Genomic DNA, 15,291 nt, shown 5'->3' with positions numbered 1-15,291 from the left:
ACCGAATCCAATAGCGAAACCTGTAAACTTTGAGACGTTTTTGATATGGAACTTCGCCATCTGCGTTATTTTGTTGCTGTCGCCGAGACGCTACATTTCACTCGTGCTGCAGAAATGCTTGGCATTTCTCAGCCACCGCTGAGCCAGCAAATACAGCGACTGGAACATGAGATTGGGACACCATTACTGAAACGCCTGACGCGCGGCGTTGAACTCACCGATGCGGGAAGGGCATTCCTAAATGACGCCACTGAGATTGTGCAGCTGGCCGACCATGCGCTTGAGAAAGCCCGTGGTATGGCGCGGGGCATAAGCGGACAGATGTCGCTCGGGTTTGCCAGTTCTGTCGCTTTCGGGGCACCCGTGTTTGACCTTCTTCAGCGTTTTAGAACGCGTTATCCGGCAATGGAACTCATTGCCAGGGAAGAGAATATGGCTTTGCTGATGCAGGATCTGCGGGATGGGTTGCTTGATGCGGCGTTTATTCGTTTGCCGTGTGAAAGCAGCAAAGCGTTCAATTTGAAAGTCATCGCTACCGAAAGAATGATGATTGCGTTACCTGCGGGCCATGCATGTAGCTCCTCTGGCACCATTGCATTAGCGCAGTTGGTGGACGAAACATTGATTATGTTTCCGCGTGAAGTCGCACCCAGCCTGTATGAGCTCATCGTCAGCACCTGTCTGCGCGCGGGGTTCACCACAACACGATTTATTCAGGCTCCCCAAATCACCTCGTCTCTCGGCATGGTCGGAGCAGGTTGCGGCATCGCGTTGGTACCAGAGTCCATGTGCTGTGTGAACAACCCGCATGTTACGTTTTGCGAAATAGAGAATAACACCCTGTTTACCGATATCGCCTTTGCCTGGCGGCGCAACAACCCCTCAAGGACGGTGATGCATCTACTCAGTTTGATTAGCCAGTGATACGGCTAACTCTGTGACATTGATGCAGTGCCTGACCATCGAAATGAAATACTCAGTCTCTTTTGTGCAAAACGCGTGAGGCCATCGCAGTGCTTGATCTTTATCGAATGACACGGACAAGGCAGCTTACTTTTTTTGGTGCGACACCAGTGCAAAGTAAGGATGTTGACCAGCCAGCAACAATAACAATTCATATTCGCCCTGGCTGAGCTGCCCTGGATTCTTCGCAGACTCTTTCGACTGCCAAACACGCAGGCTAAGATCGAAACGCTCAGCGGCACTCTGTTGTGAAAGGCCAGCGGCAAGCCTGAGATCACGAATATTATGCTGTACGGCCACGGGCCGCTCTAAAAGTTGATTTCTCAAAGAAAACTCCTTAAATACGGGATGGAGTGAATTTGGGTGTATCGCTCACCCGCCTCTAAACATCACGTTAACTTGACCTGGATGCAGTGTTTTAATTTTCTCATTTATCAGAGGCTTATTAAGAAGAAATGAAAATAATTATTTTTTAGTTTAATGAAATAGATATTGTTAACACATGTCAGAATAAATCGCTGGCCTCGCCAGGATTACTCTCCTTTTTTATCCCCACCTCAACAGCAGGAATATTCCTCTATTTTATCCAGGGTGATTGTTCAATATAGGGAATGTATTGCGCTGGCAAGCCTCATGCCGGGCGTTCCTACATAAAACAGAAAAGGATAAAAATAATGAAAAACCGTCAATACATTCAGCGGCGTATTCCCGCAGACCTCAGTCAGGTAGAGATACGCGAGCAGTGGCAAATCACGTTCTGGACTCTGAAGTTAAGCACCACACAAGACCGACTGAGTCAGGCCCTGCGCGAAGTCGGGCCAGATCTGGAGAGCGTGCGCGCGTGGCTTGAGACAACCCCCACTTCTCGCCCAAAACGTTAGTGCCGGTCAACCGTAAACCACCCCCGTGAGGGTGGCGAACGGACCTTGTGGTAGCGAAGTGCTGCTTATACATGCCCGCGATAACTTGCGGCGCGTCGTAAACCTGCCCAACAAAAGCGTGTGTGCATAAGGTTTTCCCCGGTGTTGTCACTATAAATAAGAATTTTTATCATTTATGTATATTGCGTGCTTTATAATAGCGCGCTATTTATGTAGCTTTTTTATTGTGACAGTTAGCTGGAAAAAGTAAAACGTTTGCACGATGAAATAAATGTATCGTCATTAGATAATTATTTCGTTAAAGAAAGTACAAATGGCTGCTTTCCCGATGGGACACTCTTTACGTTCCAGAATAATCAGTCAGGTACGCCTTCCTTAAGCGGCAATACACTTCCACTGAGTGGATAGATCGAAATTCCGGTCGTTACTCTTTGCTAGCCACATAGAGGAATGAATTTAAAAAGTAACCAATTGATAACCAGCGTGGGAGATCTGTTTTTTTTTGCTACCTTCAAACTATCCATAACATCAGTGGATGAAGGGATATTCAGGCTCAGGTAACACCTGCACATATCGCTGTTACGTTAAGCAACCTCCGCAGGGGCTGCAGCATCATAAATTACATTCACGTGAGCCGAATTTGTATGAGCAAAAAAAATCATCGCACAGTACCAGGCGTACACCCCTATGATGGCCCGGCAGGCGGCTGGGGAGCACTTAAGGCAACCGCAATAGCCGTTAAAAACCAAATGGATACCTTAAAAGCGCCGCCTACGCTGATGCGCACTAATCAGCCCGATGGGTTTGATTGCCCCGGATGTGCCTGGCCGGATAAGGATCATGGTTCAACCTTCCAGTTCTGTGAAAATGGCGCTAAGGCGGTCACATGGGAAGCGACCACCAAGCGCGTTACGCCGGCATTTCTTGCCGAAAACACTATTACGTCGCTGCTACAGCGTTCCGATTATGAGCTGGAGGGATACGGCAGGTTAACCACGCCGCTGCGCTATGATGCAGCAACCGACACCTTCATCGAAGTGAGCTGGGAAGAGGCTTTTACGCGTATTGCCAATAAGTTAGCTGCACTGCCGCCAGATGAGGTTGAGTTCTATACCTCCGGTCGCGCATCAAACGAGGCGGCCTATTTGTTCCAGCTTTTTGCCCGGGAGTATGGCACTAACAATTTTCCTGATTGTTCAAATATGTGCCACGAGGCAACCAGCGTAGGTTTGCCTCAGTCGATTGGGATTGGTAAGGGCACCGTATCACTGGACGATTTCGATAGCGCAGAGCTTATTCTCTCAATGGGTCATAATCCAGGAACCAATCATCCGCGCATGATGGGAACGCTGCACGAGCTGGCGCGCCGTAACGTACCGATTATCGTGTTTAATCCGCTGCGCGAACGCGCGCTTGAGCGTTTTGCCGACCCGCAGAATGTCATGGAGATGGCAACCAACAGCTCAACCGATATCGCGTCAACGTATTATTTGGTCCGTGCCGGTGGCGATTCGGCTGCGCTTAAAGGTATCGCCAAAGCGGTGCTGGCGATTGAGGCTGAAACCGGTACGGCACTGGATCATGCCTTTATCCGCGAGCACACAGAAGGGTTTGAGCGCTTCGCGGCGGACATCGAAGCCACATCCTGGGCATTAATCGAGCAAGACTCTGGCCTGAAGCAGGCAGATCTCAGGCGCGTCGCTGAAGCTTACGTCAAATCGAATGCCACTATCCTGACGTATGGTATGGGCATTACACAGCACAACCGCGGTACGGATAATGTGCGCCTGTTGGTCAATCTGCTGCTAATGCGAGGCAATATAGGTAAACCCGGCGCAGGCGTTTGTCCGTTACGAGGCCACTCCAACGTTCAGGGTAACCGTACCGTGGGGATAACTGAGAAACCGTCGTCCGATTTTCTCAATAAGCTGGAAAACGTGTTTGGATTTACACCACCGTCGCATCATGGTCATGATGCGGTGCAGGCGATGAAAGCGATAGTCGATAAGCAGTCGAAGGCGCTCATTTGCCTCGGAGGAAATTTTGCCGTGGCGCTGCCCGATTCAGACGTGACCTTTCCGGCGATGCGTGAACTTGAACTCAGTGTTCACATCGCGACCAAGTTGAACCGTACTCATCTTCTGACCGGGAAAGAGACACTGCTGTTGCCGTGCCTCGGCCGTACCGAACTGGATGAGCAGTCTGGCAATCGCCAGTCGATCACTGTCGAAGATTCCATGTCGATGGTGCACGCCTCTTCCGGAAAGTTGAAGCCAGCGTCGCCGCTGCTGCGTTCTGAACCGGCCATTGTTGCCGGGATGGCCAGCGCGGCTCTGCCGAGAACGCGGGTTAACTGGAATGAGTTGATAGCCGATTACGATCTCATCCGCGACCTGATCGAAAAAACCATACCCGGATTCGATGATTACAATGCCCGCATTCGCCAACCCGGTGGTTTTCAGATGCCACTGCCGCCGCGGGATCGCATCTGGCCGACCCCGAGCGGTAAAGCGATGTTTTCGCTTTATCAAGGCACGCATGAAGACTTGACGGTGCCGGGCGACGACGTGCTACGCCTGATTACGCTTCGCAGTCACGATCAATACAACACGACGATTTACGCCATGGATGATCGCTACCGCGGAGTATTTGGCCGCCGTGACGTCCTGTTTATGTGTGACTTTGATCTGGAACGTCTGGGGCTTGAGCACGGGGATGTTGTGGATCTGGAGTCAGCAGTGCCGGGATACCGTATGCGTCTGGAATCCATGACGGTGATTCGCTATGCCATTTCACAAGGATCGATTGGAGCCTATTATCCGGAGGCTAACGTCCTGATCCCGCTGGATTACATCGACAAGGAGAGCGGTACGCCATCGTATAAATCTGCGCCGGTACGTATCACGCTGCGGTCACGCGACGTTGTCACTCCGCAGGCTGTTGAATCCCATTAAAGTGAAAATAAGGCAGGCTTGCCTGCCTTCTGATTGCCACAACCGTGGCAAAAGAGGCTCCAGTTTGCAATGTCTTGAGGTCTGCTATGAGTGAGGAGCAGAGCCCTCATTGTAAGGACAGCAATTGTTTGCGGGAACGGGGCCACTCCAGAATGTGAACAAGCCGGTATGACATGGAGGTGACAGCGACTTATGAAAGGAGGAATAATTGTTTGACAGCGCAGCCTACCTACTAGTAGATTTATAGAGCGTCTTACATGACTTCTGAATGTCATCCAGTTATTAAAAGCAAAATCTTAATGATTACGCCCGGATGAACAGTGAACTAAATTCTGCAATGTTGAGTGTTTTCATGAATAAACCTTTTCTTTCTGTCGGTCATAAAATAGTGCGCTTGGCGATAATAATTGTGATCCCATTACTGGTGATCGCCTTGTTCGTGTGGGCGGGCGGGTGGCTGGATACTGGCAGGCTGACATCGGATAAGCTGATTACTGCCTTAGAAAAATCTAATGGCAATCACCCGGGTTATCGCCGTAATCATGCAAAGGGCGTCTGTATCCTGGGGGATTTTTCTGCCAACGGTAACGCCAGCGCCTTGTCACGTGCGGCACTGTTTGCCTCAGGCGTTACGCCCGTGGTGGGCCGTTTAGCTATCGCAGGCGGAAATCCGAATGCGCCTGATTATGCAGTACCGATACGCAGTATGGCGCTGGCTTTCTATCAGAAAAATGGTGAACAGTGGCGCACAGGCATGAATGCAATGCCTTTTTTTCCGGTACAAAGCGTGCAGGGCTTCTATGACCTGCAAACCGCCACGCTACCGGATACAAAAACCGGTAAACCTGATCCAGCCAGAATGCAGGCTTTTGTACGTCAGCATCCAGAGATCAAACCTTTCTTTGCCTGGGCAAAGCAATATGTTCCCTCTTCCAGCTGGGTCCGCGATCAATTTAACAGTCTGAATGCCTTTAATTTCATTGATAAAGAGGGCCATTCCCACCTGGTGCGCTGGAGTATGGTGCCGCACGCTGATTATCAGGCGATGGATGAAAATGAGAAAAACGACGCCAATTTCTTGCAGCGTGATTTACAGCAGCGGCTAGCGAACGGGCCGCAGAAATGGGATCTGATGGTTACAGTGGCGGGCTCTGGTGATAAAGGCAATGACGCATCGATTGGATGGCCTGCCGATCGTCAGGTGATCAATGCCGGAACGCTGACAATTAATAAGACAACTGCACAACAGCAGGGCGTTTGTAACGACATTAACTATGACCCGCTGATTTTACCTGAGGGTATTACGGCTTCGGATGACCCGCTTCTTAATGCCCGCTCATCCGCTTACGCTAAATCCTATAATGCACGCACTCATGAACAGGCCGGAGCCCACTGATGAAACATAACAACACTTTTCACCCGGCACTGCGCGTACTTCACTGGGTGATGGCTGCGGCTATTATGGCCATGTTATTTATTGGTGTCGCAATGGTATCCACGGTTTCATCATTGCACGGCCTGCTGGTTGCGATTCATAAGCCGCTGGGTTTGATGATTTTAATGCTGGTCATTGTGCGGCTTTGGCTGAGATTCAGCACTGCTAAGCCAGCACTTCCAGCCACGCTGCCTGCCTGGCAGAAATTCTTAGCGCATCTGTCTCATTGGGCACTGTATGCCATGATGCTGGCTCAGCCCCTGATCGGTTGGGCGATGCTGTCGGCGGCGGGGTATCCCGTCACACTGGGTCATTTTGTGCTGCCGCCCATTGTTCCGATCAGCAACAACGCTTATGCCATTTTACGTCCGCTCCACAGCCTGGTAGCCATGGCGCTTTTCATCACTGTTATGTTGCATCTTGCCGCAGCTTTGTACCACGCTTTGATTCTGCGCGATGGCGTATTCAGCAGTATGGCGGGTGCATATAAACGCAAACGCTTGACGCGCGGTGCGCTTGACAATCCGGCTGACGCTGAGTAGGTTCGTGGCCGTTTATCGATTCGCAGTTATTTTACCGTTGCTGCTGGAGCAAGCATGAGTACAGAACGTTCACAGAAAGCCGAAGAGATTATGCACCACACCAGAATTCTGCTGACAGCAGGCGGTTATAACAGCTTCAGTTATGCTGATTTAGCCGAGCGGGTGCAGATTCGTAAGTCGAGTATTCACCACCATTTCCCTGGCAAAGCGGATCTGGTTCAGGCAGTCGTGAGTGATTATCGACAGCAGGCACAAGCAGGAATGGCGGCAACCAGCCAGCATTTCTCCGGTGATGCATTAGGTGAAATTAACAGCTACGTGAATTTCTGGGCGACCTGCATCCGTGAGAACAATTCTCCTTTCTGCATTTGCGTGATGCTGGCTGTTGAATTAACGATTTTACCTAAAGAAGTGGCTAAGGAAGTCAGTGGGCATTTCAACGATCTCACTAACTGGCTCACTGATGTACTGAGCAGAGGTGAAAAAAATGGCGTTTTTATTCTACGGGAAAGTGCAGCTACAGAGGCCAAATCGCTGATGGCTACGGTGCATGGTGCAATTATATCTTCGCGTGCCTTTAATAACGCTGATGTATTTCAGCAAATTGTCGAGCCAGTGATTAAAAGATTAACGAAAACCAGCTGAAGTAACTCAGACAATAAAACGTTACTAGCCGAACTCTTCAAGTGTTCGGCTACTCGGGCTGAAATAGTTGATGGGCAGTCTTTGTACCGGTTAGATATTTAAACATTAGAGCGATTTAGTTGACTGGATTTCGTGATGTTGAATGAAATATCCGGATCATAGAAAGAATAACTGCAAGTGGCATTGTAGTAACTCAGCCTATCTTCTAGTAGGTATGTAATGCAGTGTTTGTCCGTACTAATGTAAGCATGATTTGGAGGAAGTGATATAGCCAGCGAAGACTTTGATTGAGGCTATTTCAATGTGACTTTACTTTGATGGAGAAATTATTAATGAACACTATCCGCGCTTTGCATTCAATGCCGGACCTGGCAGCATTAAACATAGAAAGAATGAATTCCCGATCTTCTGTTACCACTGCGTCAGGTTTTCAGCCCTTTTTACAGACTCAGCTCAAACTCTCCGGAAATTCTGGATTGAATGAGTCAGCCGTATTAAAGCAATCGATCAGTATGCCACCTCACCTGGCAGACATCGACTCGCTGGTTGCTCAACTACTCGCTAGCAGGAAGATGTTATTACAGCCATTCAGGTCAGTTTCTTTTTCAGGAAAACAGTATTGTGAACACCTTAGACAACGTAGCGTAACTGGCGGTTTTTGCAGGGAGATAGCTGACGTCAGTAAGGCGGAATATGTTCCTGAATCCTTTTCTGATTCGTGTGTGATAATGAACAAAAAACATCCTGAAGTACGCAGAGATCCCTGCAGTTATTCACTTAATACCGATTTCAAATATGAATGTCAGCAAACGATTCCGGTTGCTGTGATGGCGCCTTTAACCTACTTTTTTATCGGGATTTTTCCTGACTTAGTCCGGAGCTCTGTGTCAGGTTACATAAGGCAGCCCTTGCGTTTACGCAGACTACGTAGGTTAGACAGAACAGGTTACCGCCAGAATGCTTGCGACCTAAACCTATATCGTTAATCCAAGACTGTATAAAAAATTAAGATTAATTTTTTGACACAGTGTCGTTTTTTTATCGAGCAACATTTTTATACGCTCTGTTTTTCCTTAAAAAGCGTGTTTTTATAAGCTTTACACATTTTGTTAATCCTACGACTGATTAATTGCCGACTCTAATTCGGCCATCAATCGTCTGGAATATTCTGTGAAGTCCAACCTATTTCGGAGAATCATAATGAAATCCAATTTCGCTACATCTACCTACATTCAAAATCAATGGCTTCAAGCTTATTATTATATCCGTGCTGCAGGTTCAATTGTCTGGATTGCACTTGCGCTATTCATTGGCAAACACAATCCCATAGTTGGTGCCATTCTGCTTGTTTTGTATCCTACATGGGACGCATTCGCCAATTATCTTGATGCAAGACAGTCAGGGGGCTTAGCACTAAACCCACCCCAAAAATTTAACTTTATCGTTAGCCTGGTGGTCGCAGCGGCTATTATCTGGGCTCTTTCTATCAGCATTAATACAACCATTAAAGTCTTTGGAATATGGGCGATTTTTTCTGGTGTATTGCAGCTTTCTGCTTCCATCCGTCGCTGGAAAAATTCAAATGGACAATGGGCTATGGTCTTGAGTGGAGCACAATCTGCATTGGCGGGTGTGTTTATGTTTAAACAGGCGAGTAGTAATGCTGCTCTGGATGTCACCACGGTTGCACCCTACGCCGCTTTTGGTGTTCTCTATTTCCTGATTTCAGCCATCACGCTGACCATTAAGAATGGGCGTAAAGACAAAGCTGCCTACTGAGTGTTCAGAAAAATGGTGTGACTGTCAGTATTTAACGGGCTGCTTAGGGCGAACTTGATAACCCGGCATGTAGGAGAATCCATCTGGTCGACATTTTGATTATTATCAATTCGTCGTAAGTTAGCCATGTCTTTGCTCAGATGAGTGTTCGTGAGGAAACGCACAAACATACCTGAAGCGCTTTTGCACGCTGGTTTCACCAGGATGCCCCGCCACGTCAGGCTATTCCTGTTGTGAAGCCAGCATACTATCTGCGATATCCAGCAATGCGCGCAGGCGATCCATATGACGAAGATCCTGATGGTAGCCGACCCAGATGTCTCTTGAAGGCGGAATGTCAGGCATTTCAATACGCTGCAGCCCGGTGGTGGCATCACCCAAAGGCCGTGGCAGCACGGCTACGCCCATCCCCCGCAGACACATCTGCGCCTGAACCGCGCGGCTTGTGCTTTTAAAGGCAGGTTTTGACTGCGGGAAATGATCAAGAAGCCATGAGACGTCAGGAAAATGTGACTGCCCAGTATTCATCAGGATCAGCCCCACCGAAGAGGGGGCTGTGAGCAGTGCCTGTGCATTCTGTGGCGTGCCATAAAGTGCGTAGGGCACACGCATCAAACGGCGCTGAACAATATTCGGATCGGTAAAAGGTACGATGCGAAACGCGATGTCGGCATCACGACGCGACAGATCGAGCAGGCGGTAACCTGCAATAATTTCCGGCACAATCGCCGGATGACGACGTGTCAATTCACTCAGCACGGGGGCCAGCACATAGTTAGTGAACCATTCTGCTGATGATATTCTCAGTATTCCTTCAAGGCGATCGTGATTGCCTGCCAGACGACGTTCCATGGCAAGCGCGGAATTTTCCATCGCTTCTGCTAGCTTCATGATCCCGTCTCCGGCATCTGTCAGCACCAATCCCTCCGTTGTCCGGCGAAACAGCGCCTGCTGCGCTTCATCCTCAAGCGCCTTGATACGGCGTCCTACTGTAGGATGACTTACGCCCAGACTCAGGGCTGCTTTCCCGAAAGAGCCGTTACGCATGACCGCAAGCAATACCTGAACATCCCCCCAATCCATGCTTCGATTCCACCGTTCAAAAATGAACATCCAATATACAAAAGTGTCAGTTCTCAAACAACTTTGCAGGCATCACCATGGCTTCTTTAATTCGTCGCCTCAGGTGACACGAACAGGAAGCTGAGATTATGCATAAATTAAAAGACAAAGTTGCTCTGGTTACCGGAGGTTCAAAAGGTATCGGAGCAGGTATATCCCGTCAGCTGGCAGCTGATGGCGCCAGGGTTATCGTCAATTACGTCTCAGATAGAGACGCTGCTGAAAAGGTTGTTGTCGATATTAAAGCCACCAAGGGTGAGGCTGTGGCAGTCGCAGCGGATGTCACCAGTCAGACTGAGGTCGAGGCACTAATTAATACCAGCATTGCTCTTTTCGGGCGGCTCGACATCGTGGTGAACAACGCCGGTGTTTACCAGTTCGCCAAAATTGAAGAGAGCACTGAAGCGCTGTACCGCAGGCAATTTGATATCAATGTGCTTGGACCCTTGTTAGTAAGCGCCGCGGCCGCACCGCACCTGGGTCACGGCAGCAGCATCATCAATATCAGTTCATTCGTCACCCGAGTCTTTATTGCTGAAAGTGCCATCTACAGCGGTGCTAAGGGGGCGATTGATGCCATTACCGGTGTGCTTTCACTTGAGCTCGGTCCCAGGGGAATTCGCGTGAATGCGGTCAACCCGGGCCTGATCGAAACGGAAGGAAGCCATAGCGCAGGCGCTATAGGCTCGGACTTCCAAACCTGGAATGAAGAGCAAACGCCGCTTGGCCGTATAGGTCAGGTGGAGGACGTCGCCCCAATCGTCTCATTTCTCGCCTCCGATGAGGCCAGATGGATCACTGGGGAGATTATTTTGGCTTCCGGCGGCATGCGCTGATCGGAGCGGTGTTGCGCTTCCCGGAGGCGGCGTCACCTACACTGATTGGTCAACTGCGCATTCTGCGATGACCACACATCCCTAACAGGGACCGTACCGTTCCATAAGGAGTGATCTATGTCGGCACATAGCATCCTGCAAGCCGAGCCACGCCGTTGGGCTATGTTTGTCATTTTATTGGTAGGTGCATTTTTGCCACCGCTCGATTTTTTTATCGTTAATGTGGCACTGCCTGCTATTCATAATGAATTGAGCACATCTTCCTCAGCAGAACAGCTGGTCATTTCATCGTACGCCGCTGTGTATGCCGTGACATTAATCACCGGAGGTCGTCTGGGCGATATTTATGGTCGGGGAAAAATGTTTTTTCTTGGGCTGATTGGTTTTACCGCGGCATCATTGCTGTGTGGTTTTGCCTGGTCATCCTGGATACTGATTGCTGGACGCATATTACAGGGCGCCACGGCCGCCATTATGGCTCCTCAGGCGCTCGCCGCCGTGCAGTCCATTTTCCCCGAAGCGGAGCGACCCTTAGCGCTCAGTATATATGGAGCCGTGTTTGGTCTGGCCTCCGTTATTGGACAGGTTCTGGGCGGCATTCTGATATCAGCCGATCTCTTCCACCTTGGATGGCGGACAATTTTTCTCATTAATCTGCCTGTGACGCTGCTGGTGATTCTCTTTGGCCTGCCACTGCTGCAAGAAAAACGGCCGCGAGCTGCTCAGCGACTTGACCCCGTTGGCACACTGCTGGCCACATTAACGCTGAGTACACTGATTGTGCCGCTAATCGAAGGGCGTGAGGCGGGGTGGCCCTGGTGGACGTGGCTGTTATTTTCTGCTTTCCCGCTGCTGGCCTCACTGTTATGGCGATATGAGCACAACCTCAGTCGCAAAGGGGGATCGCCACTGCTCAACCCGAGCGTGTTACGTGCGCCAGGGCTAGGCCAGGGACTTATGATTGTTTTATTGTTTTATTCAATCGGCGCGTTCTTTCTTCTGTTTTCTGTCTATCTGCAGAGTGCCTTACATTTAAATGCCTTGGTTGCAGGCACGCTTTTTCTACCCTTTGGTGTCGGATTTCTCATTGGTCCGTTACTGACACCGTATCTGAGGCAGTATGCCGGAAATTACCTTAGCGCCATCGGAATGGGATGTGAAACCGCAGGTTTGGCAGGTATGGCAGGATTGATCGCTACGACGATGCCCGGTCACTCTCCCGCGATGCTGCCGCTCGCCATGCTACTTTTCCTGACTGGGCTGGGGCAGGGGCTGGCAATGCCAACTCTGGTGCGGATGGTGACAGGCCGGGTCGCGCCACAGTTTTCAGGTATGATTGCTGGCGTAACCAGCTCGACATTACAAATTAGCACTGCGCTAAGTGTCGCGGTTATCGGCGGCATTTTTTACAGCATGCTGGGGAACGGTAACAGCGTCGCAATCATTACCCATGCTTTTATCGTCGCGCTTCTGACGATGGCTATCTGCCTGGCTGTAGGGACAGGGTTAAGTATCAGGCTAATTCGGCGCTCCTTTGATCGCTCCATGACTCCGGATGGCTTATCTCAAAGGTAACGCGACAGTTCTCAGCTGACGGTAAGCGCCATATAATTAGGCAGCAAGCTGAGAACTTTTTTTTATTTTTAGTTTCCTGACAGGCTGCGCAGTTTCTGCAGGAAGTATGCACAACGATAATTCTTTGTTTTGCACGTACTTCAGGCAGATTATTTGTTTTATCGTATCAGAGGTTTATTCGGTATTAATGAATAAATCGTGACATCATAGTCGTCCACTACTGGCACGATAAGGACATGCGCGCATGGCAATATCTTCTATGCTCAATGAGCAATGAGCAATGAGCAATGAGCATTGAGCAATGAGCAATGAGCAATGAGCAATGAGCAATGAGCAATGAGCAATGGGTGGATAGGTTGAACATCCTGAGCGCTGAGAGCATTTAATGTTGTAAATGCTGACATTTATTAACTCATCAACTGGTGATGAAATTATGAAAAAATCTATCGTCCCTGAAGAATTTCAACACTATTTCGATGATTGGCACTTTTCCCCCGTTATCGAAGCAGATGGCACAGTATATCTTTCCGGTGTTACCGCAGCACGAAGAGATAAACCTATAAGTAAGCATCCTGAAGAACAATTTCATGATGCCTTTTATAAGCTTGGCGTTTATTTAAATGCCGCTGGTTTAAACTATGAACACATACTTGAGATGACCACTTTTCACATTGACCTCAAAAAACATATCGACGTTTTTTCCAGAGTAAAAGATGAGTATGTAAAGGCGCCATATCCAGCTTGGTCAGCTATAGGCGTGTCAGAGTTCATTCCTGAGAGTGCCCTTGTGGAAATGCGGATTGTAGCCAAAAGATAGTTTTAGGCGTGGGCACTAAAATAATAGTTGTGTCGGTTTCTGGCATCAAGCGGACCGGTATGTCAGGTCCGCTATGAGCTGTGAGTTCAATGGGTCGATGCAACGCTATCCTTAATCGAAGGGGGACGTTGCCATGAAACGAAGAACGCGTATTAACTACACGCCGGAACAGAAAGCGATTATCTGGGACAGATATAAGCAAGGTGATTCCTTGCATGATATCGCCAGAATGTTCGACAGATATCATTCTTCTATTATGCCCACTATCCACCAGACTGCTGGATACCGCCCCCCTGTCCGAAAGCGTCATCCGTTAGCGCTTTCACTTTATGAAAGAGAGGAAATATCCAGAGCGCTGGTAGCAAAAATCAGCATCAGGGCGATCGCAAACAAACTCTCGAGAGCCCCCCCAACGATTAGCCGGGAGATCAAGAGGCACGGTGGTGCAAAACAATACCGTGCATCAAAAGCGGATACTGCTGCGTGGGAAAATGCTCTGAGACCAAAACCTTGCAAGCTAATTGAAAGACCAACACTGTGTAAAATCATCGCAGAGAAGATGCATCAGGACTGGTCGCCGGAACAAATCACCGGTTGGCTGAAACGCTGTTATCCGGATAATCAGGAAATGCATGTGTCACACGAAACGATATATAAAACGCTTTTTATACAAACCCGGGGTGCATTAAAAAAAGAACTGCAGCAATGCCTCAGAAGCGGAAGAGTCGTGCGTAGATCCAGAACATCATCGCTTAAAGGGAAAGGATTAGGGTCAATCCGGGATACGATCTCTATCAGCGAAAGACCGCCTGAAGCCGCTGACAGAGCCATACCCGGTCACTGGGAAGGTGACCTGATCCAGGGCTCTAAAAACTCCTATATCGTCACCCTCGTAGAACGTCATTCCCGTTTTGTTATGCTGGCCAAGATCAGGGACAACAAGACCATAACGGTTATATCTGCACTCATCAAACAAGCCCGGGAATTACCTGCTGAGCTTTATAAAACATTAACATGGGACCGGGGCGCTGAAATGACCAGCCACACCCGGTTTACTGTAGCCACAGATATCCAGGTTTACTTCTGCGATCCTCAATCTCCCTGGCAACGCGGCTCCAATGAAAATACAAACAGATTGCTCAGGCAGTATTTTCCAAAAGGAACTGACTTATCGGTTCACAGCCAGCAAAGACTAGACAGTGTTGCCAGGCAGCTCAACGAGAGGCCAAGAAAAACGCTAGACTATGAATCACCCGCAGAGCGTTTTAACCAATGTGTTGCATCTATCAGTTGAACTCACAGCACAAAGCCGACATGCGCACTGTACGATCCACTTTAACCGCGAAGCAGGTCATGTGTTTACAGCTCTGAGAGCGATGAGAAGAAAGCAAAGTGTGATTACTCAATACTCACCTATAATTGCCCGACTGAAGACGGAGCGGTGAATATTGCCCAGGCATTTTCAGTCGCGCCCACGCGTATGGCATGAGCATCAGATGTCGCTGGATAATACCTGCTCGATAAAAAGCACGAAGCGAAACGCCGTGTCGAGGTCGGCGATGTTTAATGCGGGTCACTAAAGATCCTGAACTCATCAGCCGATAAATAGAGATCAGCTTTTGCGGCCCTAAGATGCCTCATAACAGGCTCTGGCAGCTCTGCGATGGAAAACTTGATGTTATCATTATCAGGCACTTTTTTAGCACCTGATGGGTTTTAGCAGCAGAAATAAATGTGTTCAG

13 protein-coding genes are annotated in these 15,291 nt (G+C 49.1%); 11 read left to right on the top strand and 2 right to left on the bottom strand.

The window, feature by feature from the left end; all coding sequences use genetic code 11:
* The first annotated feature begins 45 nt into the window (after positions 1–45).
* A complete protein-coding gene (locus MWH02_RS10380) occupies positions 46–924 on the top strand; it encodes a LysR family transcriptional regulator (RefSeq protein WP_271460551.1) in 879 nt (292 codons plus the stop codon).
* A gap of 126 nt (positions 925–1,050) precedes the next feature.
* On the opposite strand, the gene MWH02_RS10375 is transcribed toward MWH02_RS10380, so the two are convergent.
* Positions 1,051–1,290: a transcriptional regulator gene (locus MWH02_RS10375; protein ID WP_137387215.1), complete on the bottom strand. Its 240-nt coding sequence runs from the start codon at positions 1,288–1,290 to the stop codon at positions 1,051–1,053.
* Between the two features lie 284 nt (positions 1,291–1,574).
* Here MWH02_RS10375 and MWH02_RS10370 point away from each other — a divergent pair, with 284 nt between their 5' ends.
* From MWH02_RS10370 to MWH02_RS10345, 6 genes are all read left to right on the top strand, one after another.
* Positions 1,575–1,844 carry a DUF3606 domain-containing protein gene (locus MWH02_RS10370; protein WP_369415263.1) on the top strand — a complete coding sequence of 90 codons (270 nt, stop codon included), beginning with the start codon at positions 1,575–1,577 and terminating at the stop codon, positions 1,842–1,844.
* Positions 1,845–2,488: 644 nt separating this feature from the next.
* Positions 2,489–4,798: an FdhF/YdeP family oxidoreductase gene (locus MWH02_RS10365; protein ID WP_271460549.1), complete on the top strand. Its 2,310-nt coding sequence runs from the start codon at positions 2,489–2,491 to the stop codon at positions 4,796–4,798.
* A gap of 352 nt (positions 4,799–5,150) precedes the next feature.
* Positions 5,151–6,194 carry a catalase family peroxidase gene (locus MWH02_RS10360; RefSeq protein WP_110868386.1) on the top strand — a complete coding sequence of 348 codons (1,044 nt, stop codon included), beginning with the start codon at positions 5,151–5,153 and terminating at the stop codon, positions 6,192–6,194.
* Positions 6,194–6,775 (top strand): cytochrome b, encoded by a 582-nt coding sequence (locus MWH02_RS10355; RefSeq protein WP_110868387.1) that lies wholly within the window; start codon positions 6,194–6,196, stop codon positions 6,773–6,775. The genes MWH02_RS10360 and MWH02_RS10355 overlap by 1 nt, the downstream gene beginning before the upstream one ends.
* A 54-nt stretch (positions 6,776–6,829) precedes the next feature.
* A complete protein-coding gene (locus tag MWH02_RS10350) occupies positions 6,830–7,420 on the top strand; it encodes a TetR/AcrR family transcriptional regulator (RefSeq protein WP_101761074.1) in 591 nt (196 codons plus the stop codon).
* Between the two features lie 1,200 nt (positions 7,421–8,620).
* A complete protein-coding gene (locus MWH02_RS10345) occupies positions 8,621–9,199 on the top strand; it encodes a DUF308 domain-containing protein (RefSeq protein ID WP_271460548.1) in 579 nt (192 codons plus the stop codon).
* 222 nt (positions 9,200–9,421) lie between these two features.
* Here the strand turns inward: MWH02_RS10345 and MWH02_RS10340 are convergent, their stop codons facing one another.
* Positions 9,422–10,282 carry a LysR family transcriptional regulator gene (locus MWH02_RS10340; RefSeq protein ID WP_271460547.1) on the bottom strand — a complete coding sequence of 287 codons (861 nt, stop codon included), beginning with the start codon at positions 10,280–10,282 and terminating at the stop codon, positions 9,422–9,424.
* A 128-nt stretch (positions 10,283–10,410) separates the two neighbouring features.
* Here MWH02_RS10340 and MWH02_RS10335 point away from each other — a divergent pair, with 128 nt between their 5' ends.
* The 4 genes from MWH02_RS10335 (at position 10,411) to MWH02_RS10320 (ending at position 14,843) form a co-directional block, all read left to right on the top strand.
* Entirely contained in the window at positions 10,411–11,157 is a 747-nt protein-coding gene (locus tag MWH02_RS10335) for an SDR family NAD(P)-dependent oxidoreductase (protein WP_271460546.1), read from the top strand.
* A 117-nt stretch (positions 11,158–11,274) separates the two neighbouring features.
* On the top strand, positions 11,275–12,732 hold the full coding sequence (locus tag MWH02_RS10330; RefSeq protein ID WP_110868390.1) for an MFS transporter: 1,458 nt from the start codon (positions 11,275–11,277) through the stop codon (positions 12,730–12,732).
* A gap of 433 nt (positions 12,733–13,165) precedes the next feature.
* Positions 13,166–13,549, top strand: coding sequence for a Rid family hydrolase (locus MWH02_RS10325; protein ID WP_271460628.1), 384 nt, complete (start codon positions 13,166–13,168; stop codon positions 13,547–13,549).
* 133 nt (positions 13,550–13,682) lie between these two features.
* A complete protein-coding gene (locus MWH02_RS10320; RefSeq protein WP_271460545.1) occupies positions 13,683–14,843 on the top strand; it encodes an IS30 family transposase in 1,161 nt (386 codons plus the stop codon).
* Positions 14,844–15,291 lie beyond the last annotated feature (448 nt).

This window comes from Pantoea leporis, from assembly GCF_028048155.1.
Classification (GTDB): Bacteria; Pseudomonadota; Gammaproteobacteria; order Enterobacterales; family Enterobacteriaceae; genus Pantoea; species Pantoea leporis.
This window is presented reverse-complemented; position numbering and strand designations above follow the sequence as displayed.

Excerpts from the sequence above, each read along its gene's own strand:
- MWH02_RS10360 (WP_110868386.1), top strand. The coding sequence starts at position 5,151 with ATGAATAAACCTTTTCTTTCTGTCGGTCATAAAATAGTGCGCTTGGCG.
- MWH02_RS10370 (WP_369415263.1), top strand. The coding sequence starts at position 1,575 with ATGTATTGCGCTGGCAAGCCTCATGCCGGGCGTTCCTACATAAAACAG.
- MWH02_RS10355 (WP_110868387.1), top strand. The coding sequence starts at position 6,194 with ATGAAACATAACAACACTTTTCACCCGGCACTGCGCGTACTTCACTGG.
- MWH02_RS10320 (WP_271460545.1), top strand. The coding sequence starts at position 13,683 with ATGAAACGAAGAACGCGTATTAACTACACGCCGGAACAGAAAGCGATT.
- MWH02_RS10325 (WP_271460628.1), top strand. The coding sequence starts at position 13,166 with ATGAAAAAATCTATCGTCCCTGAAGAATTTCAACACTATTTCGATGAT.
- MWH02_RS10335 (WP_271460546.1), top strand. The coding sequence starts at position 10,411 with ATGCATAAATTAAAAGACAAAGTTGCTCTGGTTACCGGAGGTTCAAAA.
- MWH02_RS10340 (WP_271460547.1), bottom strand. The coding sequence starts at position 10,282 with ATGGATTGGGGGGATGTTCAGGTATTGCTTGCGGTCATGCGTAACGGC.
- MWH02_RS10330 (WP_110868390.1), top strand. The coding sequence starts at position 11,275 with ATGTCGGCACATAGCATCCTGCAAGCCGAGCCACGCCGTTGGGCTATG.
- MWH02_RS10365 (WP_271460549.1), top strand. The coding sequence starts at position 2,489 with ATGAGCAAAAAAAATCATCGCACAGTACCAGGCGTACACCCCTATGAT.
- MWH02_RS10345 (WP_271460548.1), top strand. The coding sequence starts at position 8,621 with ATGAAATCCAATTTCGCTACATCTACCTACATTCAAAATCAATGGCTT.
- MWH02_RS10380 (WP_271460551.1), top strand. The coding sequence starts at position 46 with ATGGAACTTCGCCATCTGCGTTATTTTGTTGCTGTCGCCGAGACGCTA.
- MWH02_RS10350 (WP_101761074.1), top strand. The coding sequence starts at position 6,830 with ATGAGTACAGAACGTTCACAGAAAGCCGAAGAGATTATGCACCACACC.